This window comes from Ruegeria sp. AD6, assembly GCF_056542325.1.
In genome coordinates this window covers 1096642-1108929 of sequence record NZ_JBQFZQ010000001.1, presented here as the reverse complement: position 1 = coordinate 1108929, position 12288 = coordinate 1096642, and the positions used below count along the sequence as shown (strand labels likewise).

Genomic DNA, 12288 nt, shown 5'->3' with positions numbered 1-12288 from the left:
GGAGCAAATATGAAGCAGGAAGTTTTTCTGCCGGACGATTACCGCCCGGCCGAAGATGAACCTTTCATGAATGATCGGCAGCTTGAGTATTTTCGGCGCAAGCTGCTGGATTGGAAGACAGAATTACTCGCAGGCAGCCGCGACACGATCGAAGGGCTGCAAGACAACACCCGAAACATTCCCGATGTCGCCGATCGCGCAAGCGAGGAAACCGACCGTGCGCTGGAACTGCGCACCCGGGATCGTCAGCGCAAGCTGGTGGCCAAGATCGACTCGGCCCTGCGCCGGATCGACGAAGGCGAATACGGGTATTGCGAAAAGACAGGCGATCCGATCTCGCTGAAACGTCTGGATGCGCGTCCGATTGCAACCATGACGCTAGAGGCGCAGGAACGCCACGAGCGGCGCGAGAAGGTTCACCGCGACGATTGATCGCTGCGGAATCCACAAGAACACAAACGCCGGGGCCTGTCGCCTCGGCGTTTTTGCGTTAAGCCAAGGGCATGAATATCGACGGACTTAGATTCTGTGTCATCGGCGGCGGCATCGGCGGGCTGGCCGCAGCGCTGGCTTTGCGCCAACGCGGGGCGCAAGTGACAGTGCTGGAACAGGCCCCCGCCTTGACCGAGGTCGGGGCGGGCCTGCAGATCAGCGCAAACGGGATGCGCGTTCTGCACGCCCTGAACGTGGTCTCGGACATCCCCGAACTGGGGCAGCGATCTTACGGCACGGTGTTGTGCGACTATCGCAAAGGGCGTGTGATCAGCCGCGTTCCGGGCCCGACGGCGGGGGCGACCTATTACTACCACCGCGCCGATCTTCTGGATCTGCTGCATGACGCGGCCAAAAAGGCGGGCGTGGACATACGATTAAATGCGCGCGTGACCCAGGTGCACAAGCACCCCGCAGGAGCCGAGATTGTGTTGGCTAACGGGGAACGCCTCCGCGCCGAATGTGCCATAGCCGCCGATGGCGGGCGAAGCGCCATCCGGCCCGACTTGAACGGGCCCGAGATGCCCAGTTTCACCCATCAGGTCGCCTGGCGCGCGACGCTCCCGTGGAGTGGTGCCGAAGCAGAGCCGCGCGCAACCCTTACAATGGGTCCACGCCGCCATGTGGTGACTTACCCTCTGCGCGACCAGAAACTCATGAATATCGTGGCAGTAGAAGAGCGGTCTGACTGGCAGGAAGAAGGCTGGCGCAAGCAGGGCGATCCAGATGATCTGCGCGCCCGGTTCGCTGACTTCGGTGGCCCCGTGCGCGATATTTTGGCCGAGGTGAAGGAAGCGCATGTCTGGGCGCTGTTCCTGCGGCCCGTCGCCCAGACATGGCAAAACGGGCGTGTTGCCTTGCTTGGGGACGCCGCGCACCCAACCTTGCCTTTCATGGCGCAGGGGGCCTGTCTGGCACTGGAAGACGCCTGGGTATTGGCGCGGTCCTTCACGGACCAATCGGGCGTGGCCCGCGCCCTTGCGGCCTATGAGGCAACACGCATCCCTCGCGCCCAGCGTGTCGTCGCCACAGCTGCCGCAAACGCCCGCAACTTTCACCTGCAAGGCCCCATGCGGTTTGCCGCGCAGCTGGCGCTTTCAGCCCTGGGGCCGCATCTGACGCGCCGGTACGAATGGATTTACAGCCACGACGTGACCGCCTGATCTGTCAGATCTCCAGATCCACCCAGACCGGAACGTGATCCGACGGCTTTTCATGCCCACGGACCTCGGCATCAATCCGGCAGTCGCGCATCAGGTCGGCGGCTTGCGGCGTCAGTAGAAAATGGTCGATCCGGATGCCGTCATTCCTGTTCCAGGCCCCCGCTTGGTAATCCCAAAACGAGTAGTGCCCGGGGCCTTGGGTGCGGGCGCGAAACGCCTCGGTAAACCCAAGATTCAGGATCTTGCGAAACGCCGCGCGGCTCTCGGGGCGAAACAGAGCATCCTCGCGCCACGCATCGGGACGTTTGGCGTCGTCGGGCTGCGGAATGATGTTGTAGTCCCCGGCCATCAGCGCGGGTTCTTCACTGGCCATCAAGTCCTTGGCGCGCGCATATAGGCGTTCCATCCAGGCAAGCTTATAGTCGTATTTGGGGCCCGGAGCCGGGTTGCCATTGGGCAGGTACAGCCCGCAAATCCGTAAGGCCTGCTTTCCAACAACGGTTGCCTCGATCCAGCGCGCCTGCTCATCTTCGTCATCTCCGGGCAATCCGCGCGAAACATCCTCAAGCGGCAGTTTCGACAGGATGGCAACCCCGTTGAAACTCTTCTGGCCATGGGTTTCGACATTGTAACCACGCTCTTCGAACAACTCGCGTGGAAAGTTCTCGTCCACCGATTTGATCTCTTGCAGCAGAACGACATCGGGCTGCGCATCATCCAGCCACCGGGGCAGGGCCTCGGCCCGCGCCTTGATGCCGTTGATATTGAACGTGGCGATTTTCATGCGCGCTCCTCCGATGCCTCAGGGCAACCTATCGCGCAGAACCGGCCCAACGGCAAGGCGGATGGCGGGTTTGCGAGGCTCTGCCTCGCGCTCCGGGATATTTATGGCCAGATGAAGAGACGGATCCCTGCTTCATCTGGCTACAAATATCCCGGGGGTGTGGGGGCTGGCCCCCACCTGCGCTACATGGAAAAAGAGGTGCCGCAGCCGCAGGAGGAGGTGGCGTTGGGGTTCTCGATCACAAACCGCGCGCCGATCAGTTCCTGGGTGAAGTCGATGACGGCATTTTCAAGAAACGGCAGGGAAACGGAATCCACGATGACCTTTTGGCCCTTGCCCTCAAGAACCAGATCGTCGTCCTGAGGTTTATCCAGTGCGATTTCGTATTGAAAACCGGAACATCCGCCGCCTTCCACCGCGACGCGCAGGGCTTGACCCTGATCCGCTGCGCCGATCTCGGCGAGGCGATCAAAGGCGCGTTCCGTGACTGTTGGGGGCAGATTCATGCCAATCTCCAAAGGTTTATTTCCTAAGCCGGGTACAATATATGAAACCTCAGGACAGGCGACAAGGACAAGACCTTTGGAAAGAGCGGGTTTTGCCTCGGACCCAGCCCGCGCGCGGGGGCGGCTGGTGCCGGAGGAGGAGAGCAGTTTCCGGTCATGCTTTCAGCGTGATCGCGACCGGATTATTCATGCCAGCGCGTTTCGGCGGCTCAAACACAAGACGCAGGTGTTTGTCGAGCATGAAGGCGACAGCTATCGCACCCGTCTGACCCATTCCATCGAAGTCGCTCAGGTGGCGCGTACCATTGCCGGGGCGTTGGGGCTGAACCCCGAACTGACCGAGGCCGTGGCTTTGGCTCATGATCTGGGACACACGCCGTTCGGGCATACAGGCGAGGACGCCTTGCACGCGCTGATGGCGCCCTATGGCGGGTTTGATCACAATGCGCAGGCCATTCGGATCGTGACCAAGCTGGAACGTCACTATGCCGAGTTTGATGGCTGCAATCTGACATGGGAATGTCTGGAAGGGATCGCCAAGCATAATGGCCCGGTGGTCGGCGAACTGCCCTGGGCACTGGCCGAGTGCAATCAGGGGTTTGACCTTGAACTGCACACCCATGCCAGCGCCGAGGCGCAGGTGGCGGCGCTTTCAGATGATATCGCGTATAACAATCATGATTTGTTCGACGGGTTGCGGGCGGGCCTGTTCACGGATGCAGACATTCAGAACCTGCCGATTGTCGGCGCGTGTTTTGCCGAGGTGGACGCCAAATACCCAGGCCTCGACCCTTACCGCCGTCGGCATGAAGCGTTGCGGCGGGTCTTTGGAGTTATGGTCTCGGATGTCATTGACACCTCGGCTGATCTGATTGCGGCCTCAGGGGCTGGGTCTGTCGAAGATATCCGGCACCTCGGGTATCCGGTCATCCAGTTCTCGGGTGATCTCTGGGCTCAGCTGAAAGAAATTCGCGCCTTCCTTTTCACGCGAATGTACCGCGCGCCTTCGGTGATGGAGGTGCGGGCCAAGGTCAGCAAAGTAGTCGAGGAGCTGTTCCCGATCTATCTGAATGACCCGAAACAGATGCCGGGTCATTGGCATGACGATATCGAAGCGGCCGGTGATGAGACGGCTTTGGCCCGGATCGTATCGGATTACATCGCGGGCATGACGGACCGGTTCGCCCTGCAGGATCATGCGCGGCTGACCGGAGGCTGATCACTCGATCCCGATATAAGCCAGTGCCCAGACCTGCTGACTGGCCTGTTCCTGCGCCAGATCGGGGTCGTCGGTGGGCGGGAAGACGATCATGGTCGGGCCATAGCCACCGATGCCCATCGGGTTGCTATCGGCGTGCGTGGCAACAATCGGTTGATGTGCTGAGATGCTGTCCCACGGGATTTCGGCCTGATAACCGTCCAACGCCATCGGCTTTGCCGTCTTCCCCTCGGCCCCGGCCATGGTCATCACATCTGACAGGCGCGGGCCGGAGAATGCGATGTCGCGCTGATTGCCTTCGGGGCCGTAGGCTATGGTGATCTCGACCTGTTCGAGCCCGTCCAGCATCACAGCATCGAAACCAGCCGCGCCGTCGTGCTGGACCTCAAGATAACCCAACAACCCGCCGTCATTCTCGCCGCGGGCGGGCAGGTTGGTCTCGGTCACGGCTCCGCCCAGTGTCAGCAGCACATGGCCCTGCGGCGCGGGTATATCGGCCCAGAGCGGCAGGGCGGTGGTCAGCATCAGGCTCAACGGCAGGGCAAGGCGCATTGTCGGATCTCCGGTTCGTGGATTTCTGCCGACACTAGCGGGCTTTGACGGTAAACCAAGCGCAAACTTTAGGCGTCCATTGACCTTGGCGTGGTGCGTGGTAAACCGCCCGGCAAGCAAAAGGACATCCGTAATGAACCTGTTTTCCGAGATCCGTGCCCTGGTACTGGACGCGCTGGCGCAGATGCAGTCCGAAGGCGCGCTGCCCGAGGGGCTGAGCTTTGACAACGTGGCGGTCGAACCTCCGCGCGACGCGGCGCATGGCGACATGGCGACCAACGCGGCGATGGTGCTGGCGAAACCGGCCAAGATGAAGCCGCGCGACATTGCTGATGTGCTGGCCGGGAAACTGGCCGAGGACGGGCGGATCACCAGCGCCGAGGTGGCCGGGCCGGGCTTTCTGAACCTGCGGCTTGCGCCGACCGTCTGGCAGGGCGTACTGGCGGCGGTGCTGGAGCAGGGCACCGACTATGGCCGCTCGACCATGGGGGGGCAGGGGCAGAAGGTCAATGTTGAGTATGTCTCGGCCAACCCCACCGGCCCGTTGCATGTGGGCCATACGCGGGGCGCGGTGTTCGGCGATGCCTTGGCAAGCCTCTTGGCCTATTCGGGTCATGACGTGACCCGCGAGTATTACATCAACGATGGCGGCGCGCAGGTGGATGTGCTGGCACGCTCGGCCTATGAACGGTATCGCGAGGCCAATGGCCTCAGCCCCGAGATTGCCGAAGGTCTTTATCCCGGTGACTACCTGATCCCGATCGGTGAGGCGCTGAAAGAGAAATATGGCGACAGTCTGATCGACAAGCCGGAAAGCGAATGGCTGGAGGACCTGCGCGAGTTCTCGACCGACGCGATGATGGACCTGATCCGCGCCGATCTGAAGGCGCTGGGCGTTGAGATGGACGTGTTCTTCTCGGAGAAATCCCTCTATGGCACAGGCCGGATTGAGGCTGCGCTGGCGTCGCTGACCGACAAGGGCTTGATCTATGAAGGCGTGTTGGAGCCGCCCAAAGGCAAGAAGCCCGAGGATTGGGAACCGCGCGAGCAGACCCTGTTCAAATCCACCGAGCATGGTGATGACGTGGACCGCCCGGTCAAGAAATCGGACGGCAGCTGGACCTATTTCGCCCCCGATATCGCCTATCACTATGACAAGGTGAGCCGTGGTTTTGACGCGCTGATCGACGTGTTTGGTGCTGACCATGGTGGCTATGTCAAACGGATGAAGGCGGCTGTTTCGGCGCTGTCCGATGGCAAGGTGCCGCTGGATATCAAGCTGACGCAGTTGGTGAAGCTGTGGAAGAATGGCGAGCCGTTCAAGATGTCCAAGCGGGCCGGGAACTTTGTCACGCTGCGCGATGTGGTCGATCAGGTTGGCCCGGATGTGACCCGTTTCGTGATGCTGACGCGCAAGAACGACGCGCCTCTGGATTTCGATTTCGACAAGGTGCTGGAGCAAAGCCGCGAGAACCCCGTGTTCTACGTGCAATACGCCCATGCGCGGGTCATGAGCGTGCTGCGTCGCGCCGCCGAGGCCGGGATTGCCGCCGATGATGCGACGCTTACAGGTGCTGACCTCAGCAAGAACGATCACGCCTCGGAACTGACTGTGGCGAAGAAGCTGGCCGAATGGCCGCGCTTGGTGGAAATCGCGGCGCGCACCAATGAGCCGCACAGGGTTGCCTTCTATCTGTATGAACTCGCAGGGGATTTCCATGCATTGTGGAACAAAGGCAATGATGAAACCCAATTGCGCTTCATCCAGGATGGCGATGTTGCCACAAGCCAGTCGAAAATCGCCTTGGCGCGGGCTGTTTCTGTTGTGATTTCAGCGGGCTTGGGTATTCTTGGCGTCACTCCGGCGCAGGAGATGCGGTAACAAAATCGCCCGAAACGCCGGTCTGAGGTAGGCAAGAAATGACCCGCGCGCCGTGTTTTTAAGGCGCAAACGGGCAGTGAGGCGGACATGGCGAGTTACGATTACTCGGGGCAGCAAGGCCCCGAGCATATGCATTACACGAATCAACCGCATGCACAGGATGCGCACGCTGACGATGCGCCGCGTGGCTCTTTCGGGCTGGGCAAAGCGGTGAATGTGCTGGGGGCGGTGGCCTCTCTGGCGCTGGTCGCCGGTGTCGGTATCTGGAGCTACAAGTTGGTCATGCGGGATGTCAGTGGCGTCCCGGTCGTGCGCGCCGCCGAAGGGCCGATGCGTATTCAACCCGAAAATCCGGGTGGCCAGCCTGCCGACCATCAGGGGCTTGCCGTCAATGCCGTCGCTGCCGAAGGCTCGGCTGCGGCACCTGCGGATCGCCTGATCCTTGCCCCACGCCCGGTCTCGCTGACCGACGAAGACCTGCCCGCCGGAGAGTTGATGCCAACTCAGGCGCTGCATGTGATGGAAGAGCCGATTTCGAACCAGGAGGCGGCAGAACTGCGGCAGAACGCGGTTGACGCGCTGGTCGCTGAACTGGCGGGCGAGGCCGCGCGGAACCAGCAAGAGGCGGAACCCGGTGTGCAGGTTGCCGCGCTGGCGACGCCCGAAGAAGAACCCGCCATTGACCCCGCCGATCTGGCCGCATCTCTGCCTGATCCGGCGATTGCGGAACTGCCGGGCGTACGCCGCTCGCTTCGCCCCAACACGCGGCCCGCGCGCCGTGTTTCGGCCGCTGCTGCCTCGGAGGATGCGATCAATGCCGCCGTGAAGGCTGCGGCTGGTTTGGATGTTGACCCCGACACGCTGAGCAAGGGCACCCGTTTGGCGCAGCTTGGGGCGTTCGAAAGCGCTGATGTGGCCAAGGCGGAATGGTCTCGTCTGGATGGTCGATTTGGCGAATATATGAATGGTAAACAGCGTGTTATTCAGCGAACCTCAAGCGGTGGGCGCACGTTTTATCGCCTGCGCGTGCTGGGATTTGAAGACCTGAGCGACTCGCGTCAATTCTGCGCCGCGCTGGTGGCGCAAGGGGCTGACTGCATCCCGGTGGCCGTCAGGTGAGTTTCGGGGCCGTAATCACCGATGCCGAAGGTTTGCGGCTGACCGATGATGAAAGGGCCTTGTTCCGCGAGATGAACCCGTTCGGGTTCATTCTGTTTGCCCGAAATATCGAAAGCGCCGATCAGGTGCGCGCGCTCTGCGATGATTTCCGCGAATCCGTCGGGCGCAACTGTCCTATCACAATCGATCAGGAAGGCGGGCGCGTGCAGCGCCTGCGCGCGCCACTGGCGCGCGAATGGATGCCGCCACTGGATCACGCCGAAAGGGCAGGGGATCAGGCGGAACGGGCCATGTATCTGCGCTATCGCCTGATTGCGCATGAATTGTTCGAGCTTGGGATCGACAGCAACTGCGCCCCAATGGTGGATACCGCACGGGCGGAAACCCATGCCTTTCTGCGCAATCGCTGTTATGGCGAGGATGCGGGCACGATTGGTCAGATCGGGCGCGCCGTGGCTCAGGCGCATCTGGATGGCGGGGTTCTGCCCGTGGTCAAGCACATGCCGGGCCATGGTCGGGCGACGCTGGACACCCATTTCGATCTGCCGCGCGTTGATCTGTCGCTGGATGAACTCACCGAAACTGATTTTGCGCCCTTCCGCGCGTTGAACGATCTGCCTATGGGGATGACGGCCCATCTGGTGTTCGAACAGATTGACCAGATCCCGGCCACGATCTCGGCCCCGATGATGCGCGTGATCCGCGAGGTTATCGGGTTTGAAGGGCTGATCATGACCGACGACATCTCGATGAAAGCGCTCAGCGGTTCTGTCGCGGACCTGTCGCGGCAGGCGCTACAGGCGGGCTGTGACGTTGTTCTGCACTGCAATGGTAGCTTTGCCGAACGGGCCGAAGTGCTGGAAGCTGCGGGCCAGATGACGCAGGCGGCGCAGACCCGCGCAGAGCGCGCCCTGACCATGCGCAAAACCCCTGCGGAACTTGACATTGAGGCCGCCGAGGCGGAACTATCTGCCCTAATGGGCGGGCAGGTATATGAACGATAACCTTTTCAGCGAAGACCCGGTCTCGGTCGCCGATCGGCTGGCCGCCGAGGCGCTGATTGTTGACGTTGACGGGTTCGAAGGCCCGCTGGATGTGCTGCTGACCTTGTCGCGCACGCAAAAGGTCGATCTGCGAAAAATCTCGGTTCTGGCGCTGGCGCAGCAATATCTGGCCTTTGTTGAAAAGGCGCGGGCGCTGCGGATCGAACTGGCCGCCGATTATCTGGTGATGGCCGCTTGGTTGGCCTTTCTGAAATCCCGCTTGCTGCTGCCGCCGGACCCGGATGACGAAGGGCCGTCGGGCGAGGAACTGGCGGCGCATCTGGCGTTCCAGTTGGAACGTCTGCAAGCCATGCGCGACGCCGCCGCGCGTCTGATGGCGCGCGACCAGTTGGGGCGCGATTTCTTCAAGCGCGGGCAGGGCGAGGATGTGACCCGCATCCGCACCGTGACCTATTCCGCCACGCTGCTGGACCTGATGCAGGGCTATGCGCGTATCCGCACCCGCGACGAATTCCGCCCCTTTGTGATGGACCGCGATGCCGTCTTCACGATGGAGCAGGCATTGGAACGAATGCGCCCGCTGATCGGGTTTGCGGGGACATGGACGGATATGGAGACCTATCTGCCCCAAGGCTGGGACGCCGACCCGGTGCGGCGCAGATCAGCCACGGCGGCGACCTTTGCGGCCTCGCTGGAGCTGGTGAAAGAAGGACATATGGAGATCAAGCAAAGCGACACCTTTGCCCCGATCCAATTGCGCAAGAGGACCGAAACACGTGACTGACACCCCCGAAGAGACCGGTACCCTGTTCGAAGCGCCCCCGTTGGCCGAGCAGGAACGCATGGTCGAAGCGGTGCTGTTTGCCAGCGCCGAGCCGGTCACCATTGCCGACCTCGAAGCGCGGATGCCTCATGGCAGCAATGCGGGGCAAGCGGTTGAATTACTTCAGAAACGCTATGAAGGGCGCGGTGTGTGCGTTGTACGCGTCGGCGACGCATGGGCGATCCGAACCGCCGCCGATCTTGGTTTTCTGATGCAGAAGGAAACGGTCGAGACCCGCAAGCTAAGCCGCGCGGCTATCGAGACGTTGGCGATTGTGGCCTATCACCAGCCCTGCACACGCGCCGAGATCGAGGAAATCCGGGGAGTCTCGGTCTCTCGCGGGACCATCGACCAGTTGCTTGAGATGGAGTGGATCAGGCTCGGCCGCCGCCGGATGACGCCGGGCCGCCCGGTGACGTTCGTGGTGACGCCGCAGTTTCTGGATCACTTCGGGCTTGAGAATGCCCGCGACCTGCCGGGGCTGAAAGAACTGCGCGCCGCAGGGTTGCTGGAAAACCGTCCGCCGCCGGGCACAATCCCGCTGGGGGACAGTCAGGACGACGCTGAGAATGAGGATCAAAGCGAGCTGTTCGAGGAAGAGTGATCGCGCCGCCCTTTTGTTGCCGCACAGGATGCCTATCTTGTGGTTTGAGAAACGGAGTTGAGCAATGAATGCCAATCGGATCATCGACATGATCGTGCGACAGGTCATGCGCCGTCTTGTCAACAAGGGCGTGGACAAAGGATTTGATATGGCTACCCGCAATGGTCAAAAGCCCGATGCAGCGCCAGGTGCACAAAAACGCCCCAACACGGCAAATCACGCAAAGAACCTGCGACAGGCCCAGCGGATGACGCGGCAGATGCGCCGGTTCATGAAATTCTGAGAATTACCCTACGGCCTTGAAATGTTTGGACAGTTTCAGGCCCTGACCCTGATAGTTCGACGCAATGCCCGCACCATATAGCTGCGTCGGCATCTCGGCCATTTTCTCATAAACCAGCCGCCCGACAACCTGCCCGTGTTCCAGCACAAACGGGGCCTCGTGGCAGCGCACCTCCAGCACTCCGCGCGACCCGGCACCGCCTGCGGCAGCGTGGCCAAATCCGGGGTCGAAGAAGCCCGCGTAATGTACGCGAAACTCTCCGACCATGGCCAGATAGGGGGCCATTTCGGCGGCATACATGGGCGGAATATGCACCGCCTCGCGGCTGACCAGAATGTAGAACGCGCCGGGGTCGAGGATGATGCGACCGTCTGTGGTGCGCACCTCTTCCCAGTATTCCTGCGGGTCATATTCGCCGATCCAGTCCAGATCGATCACCCCGGTGTGGGGCTTGGCGCGGTATCCCACCAGATCACTGTCGGGCAATTGCAGATCGACCGAGAACCCCAGTCCGTCCTGAATCACCGCAGGCCCATCGACCAAAGGCGATTCCCCGTGCAGCGTCATCAGTTCCGCGTCGGTCAAAACGGCCTGTCCCTGACGGAACCGGATCTGGTTCAGGCGCATCCCCGGACGGACAAGCACCGAGAATGATCGCGGGCAAATCTCGGCGTATAGCGGTCCGGTATAGCCTGCAGGAACCCGGTCAAACTCGGTCCCGCCATCGGTGATGGTACGTGTCAGCAGGTCAAGACGCCCGGTCGAGCTTTTGGCGTTGGCCACGGCCGTGATGCTGTCGGGCAGGGCCAGCGATTCCATCAGCGGCACCAGATAAACGCAGCCTTTTTCCAGAACGGCCCCGTCGGTGATGTCGATGCGGTGCATCTCGAACTCGGCCAGCCGGTCGGCGACTGAGCGCCCTTCACCGGCCAGAAACGACGCGCGTACCCGGTAAGCCACTGTTCCCAAACGCAGATCAAGACTGGCCGGTTGCACCTGTGTAGGGATCACATCCGGGCTCGCGGTGATCTCGCCGCGCGTGATCATCGCTTCGATCTGTTGATTTGGACATACACCTGTCATTCCGATCCCCCCTGATGCCAGAGCGGGATCTGGCCTGTCTGCCATAAACGTCGGTGTGATTTGGTCGGGCTAGCAGGACTCGAACCTGCGACCTTCCGTCCCCCAGACGGACGCGCTACCAGGCTGCGCCATAGCCCGACGTTGAGGTGTTCATAAAGAATTTCCCGGCAGGGGCAAGAGGAAAACACTGCCTTTTTGTCCTATCCCGCCGCTTGGGTTTCGACCCGATCCAGCCATTTGCGCAGGTCTTTCGCCAGCGGCGCGATTCGGCCCAGAAGTTCCTCATCAAACTCGGACCGGTTCCAGGCCAGTGAGGCGATTCCCCCCATCAGTGGGGCCGCGTCCAGTTCGGGTTCCTGCGCGGGTGCGACGTCTGGCCGCGCCGCCTGCGGTTCGCCCAAATCCATATGAATCTGTTCCGACGCTGGGGCAGGGGCGGAGGTGAAGGGTACGACAGTATCATCACCGGCGTTTTCAGACGCTGCGACATCGTCCAGCTCTGGCGACAGCGACGCCACATGCGCGATGCCCTGTTCGCGCAGAATGCGCTGCACGCCTTTGATCGTTATGCCATCTTCATGCAGCAGCTTTTTGATACCGCCCAGCAGGCGCATATCATTGGGGCGGTAGTACCGCCGTCCTCCGGCCCGTTTGACAGGTTTGACCTGGGTAAACCGGCTTTCCCAAAACCGCAGAACATGGGCCTGAACACCGAGCCAGTCCGCAACCTCAGAGATTGTGCGAAACGCGTCGGGAGATTTGCTCATGTCCGTG

General features: G+C 61.5%; 14 protein-coding genes and 1 tRNA gene. 9 read left to right on the top strand and 6 right to left on the bottom strand.

Features of this window, described 5'->3' with window-relative positions; all coding sequences use genetic code 11:
* The first annotated feature begins 9 nt into the window (after positions 1-9).
* Positions 10-432, top strand: coding sequence for an RNA polymerase-binding protein DksA (gene dksA / locus ACR0KJ_RS05390; RefSeq protein WP_170450050.1), 423 nt, complete (start codon positions 10-12; stop codon positions 430-432).
* Between the two features lie 71 nt (positions 433-503).
* Positions 504-1655: an FAD-dependent oxidoreductase gene (locus ACR0KJ_RS05385; RefSeq protein ID WP_480626124.1), complete on the top strand. Its 1152-nt coding sequence runs from the start codon at positions 504-506 to the stop codon at positions 1653-1655.
* Between the two features lie 4 nt (positions 1656-1659).
* Here ACR0KJ_RS05385 and xth read toward each other — a convergent pair whose 3' ends face one another.
* Complete coding sequence (xth, locus tag ACR0KJ_RS05380; RefSeq protein WP_170450054.1) at positions 1660-2439, bottom strand: exodeoxyribonuclease III; 780 nt, start codon at positions 2437-2439, stop codon at positions 1660-1662.
* Between the two features lie 182 nt (positions 2440-2621).
* Positions 2622-2945, bottom strand: coding sequence for a HesB/IscA family protein (locus ACR0KJ_RS05375; protein WP_170450056.1), 324 nt, complete (start codon positions 2943-2945; stop codon positions 2622-2624).
* Between the two features lie 76 nt (positions 2946-3021).
* Here ACR0KJ_RS05375 and ACR0KJ_RS05370 point away from each other — a divergent pair, with 76 nt between their 5' ends.
* Positions 3022-4164 (top strand): deoxyguanosinetriphosphate triphosphohydrolase, encoded by a 1143-nt coding sequence (locus ACR0KJ_RS05370; protein WP_170450058.1) that lies wholly within the window; start codon positions 3022-3024, stop codon positions 4162-4164.
* Here ACR0KJ_RS05370 and ACR0KJ_RS05365 read toward each other — a convergent pair whose 3' ends face one another.
* The gene (locus ACR0KJ_RS05365) at positions 4165-4716 is read right to left on the bottom strand and encodes a molybdopterin-binding protein (protein ID WP_170450060.1); all 552 of its coding nucleotides are present in this window, start codon (positions 4714-4716) and stop codon (positions 4165-4167) included.
* Positions 4717-4849: 133 nt separating this feature from the next.
* Here ACR0KJ_RS05365 and argS point away from each other — a divergent pair, with 133 nt between their 5' ends.
* The 6 genes from argS to ACR0KJ_RS05335 all read left to right on the top strand — a co-directional run bounded on the left by argS (position 4850) and on the right by ACR0KJ_RS05335 (position 10431).
* Positions 4850-6598, top strand: a complete 1749-nt coding sequence (argS, locus tag ACR0KJ_RS05360) for an arginine--tRNA ligase (protein WP_480626123.1) — start codon at positions 4850-4852, stop codon at positions 6596-6598.
* Positions 6599-6685: 87 nt separating this feature from the next.
* Positions 6686-7717, top strand: coding sequence for an SPOR domain-containing protein (locus tag ACR0KJ_RS05355; RefSeq protein WP_170621950.1), 1032 nt, complete (start codon positions 6686-6688; stop codon positions 7715-7717).
* Positions 7714-8721: a beta-N-acetylhexosaminidase gene (gene nagZ / locus ACR0KJ_RS05350; protein WP_480626122.1), complete on the top strand. Its 1008-nt coding sequence runs from the start codon at positions 7714-7716 to the stop codon at positions 8719-8721. The genes ACR0KJ_RS05355 and nagZ overlap by 4 nt, the downstream gene beginning before the upstream one ends.
* Positions 8711-9505: a segregation and condensation protein A gene (locus ACR0KJ_RS05345; protein ID WP_170450066.1), complete on the top strand. Its 795-nt coding sequence runs from the start codon at positions 8711-8713 to the stop codon at positions 9503-9505. Before nagZ ends, ACR0KJ_RS05345 begins: the two co-directional genes overlap by 11 nt.
* Positions 9498-10148, top strand: a complete 651-nt coding sequence (gene scpB, locus ACR0KJ_RS05340) for an SMC-Scp complex subunit ScpB (protein ID WP_480626121.1) — start codon at positions 9498-9500, stop codon at positions 10146-10148. The genes ACR0KJ_RS05345 and scpB overlap by 8 nt, the downstream gene beginning before the upstream one ends.
* Positions 10149-10212: 64 nt before the next feature.
* A complete protein-coding gene (locus tag ACR0KJ_RS05335) occupies positions 10213-10431 on the top strand; it encodes a hypothetical protein (protein ID WP_480626120.1) in 219 nt (72 codons plus the stop codon).
* Between the two features lie 3 nt (positions 10432-10434).
* Here ACR0KJ_RS05335 and ACR0KJ_RS05330 read toward each other — a convergent pair whose 3' ends face one another.
* The 3 genes from ACR0KJ_RS05330 to ACR0KJ_RS05320 all read right to left on the bottom strand — a co-directional run bounded on the left by ACR0KJ_RS05330 (position 10435) and on the right by ACR0KJ_RS05320 (position 12281).
* Complete coding sequence (locus ACR0KJ_RS05330; protein ID WP_480626119.1) at positions 10435-11514, bottom strand: 2'-deoxycytidine 5'-triphosphate deaminase; 1080 nt, start codon at positions 11512-11514, stop codon at positions 10435-10437.
* Positions 11515-11575: 61 nt separating this feature from the next.
* Positions 11576-11652: transfer RNA gene (locus ACR0KJ_RS05325), tRNA-Pro, on the bottom strand.
* A 62-nt stretch (positions 11653-11714) separates the two neighbouring features.
* Complete coding sequence (locus ACR0KJ_RS05320; RefSeq protein WP_170621947.1) at positions 11715-12281, bottom strand: MerR family transcriptional regulator; 567 nt, start codon at positions 12279-12281, stop codon at positions 11715-11717.
* Positions 12282-12288 lie beyond the last annotated feature (7 nt).

Excerpts from the sequence above, each read along its gene's own strand:
- ACR0KJ_RS05365 (WP_170450060.1), bottom strand. The coding sequence starts at position 4,716 with ATGCGCCTTGCCCTGCCGTTGAGCCTGATGCTGACCACCGCCCTGCCG.
- ACR0KJ_RS05375 (WP_170450056.1), bottom strand. The coding sequence starts at position 2,945 with ATGAATCTGCCCCCAACAGTCACGGAACGCGCCTTTGATCGCCTCGCC.
- ACR0KJ_RS05345 (WP_170450066.1), top strand. The coding sequence starts at position 8,711 with ATGAACGATAACCTTTTCAGCGAAGACCCGGTCTCGGTCGCCGATCGG.
- ACR0KJ_RS05330 (WP_480626119.1), bottom strand. The coding sequence starts at position 11,514 with ATGACAGGTGTATGTCCAAATCAACAGATCGAAGCGATGATCACGCGC.
- ACR0KJ_RS05335 (WP_480626120.1), top strand. The coding sequence starts at position 10,213 with ATGAATGCCAATCGGATCATCGACATGATCGTGCGACAGGTCATGCGC.
- ACR0KJ_RS05385 (WP_480626124.1), top strand. The coding sequence starts at position 504 with ATGAATATCGACGGACTTAGATTCTGTGTCATCGGCGGCGGCATCGGC.
- ACR0KJ_RS05320 (WP_170621947.1), bottom strand. The coding sequence starts at position 12,281 with ATGAGCAAATCTCCCGACGCGTTTCGCACAATCTCTGAGGTTGCGGAC.
- xth (WP_170450054.1), bottom strand. The coding sequence starts at position 2,439 with ATGAAAATCGCCACGTTCAATATCAACGGCATCAAGGCGCGGGCCGAG.
- argS (WP_480626123.1), top strand. The coding sequence starts at position 4,850 with ATGAACCTGTTTTCCGAGATCCGTGCCCTGGTACTGGACGCGCTGGCG.
- dksA (WP_170450050.1), top strand. The coding sequence starts at position 10 with ATGAAGCAGGAAGTTTTTCTGCCGGACGATTACCGCCCGGCCGAAGAT.
- ACR0KJ_RS05355 (WP_170621950.1), top strand. The coding sequence starts at position 6,686 with ATGGCGAGTTACGATTACTCGGGGCAGCAAGGCCCCGAGCATATGCAT.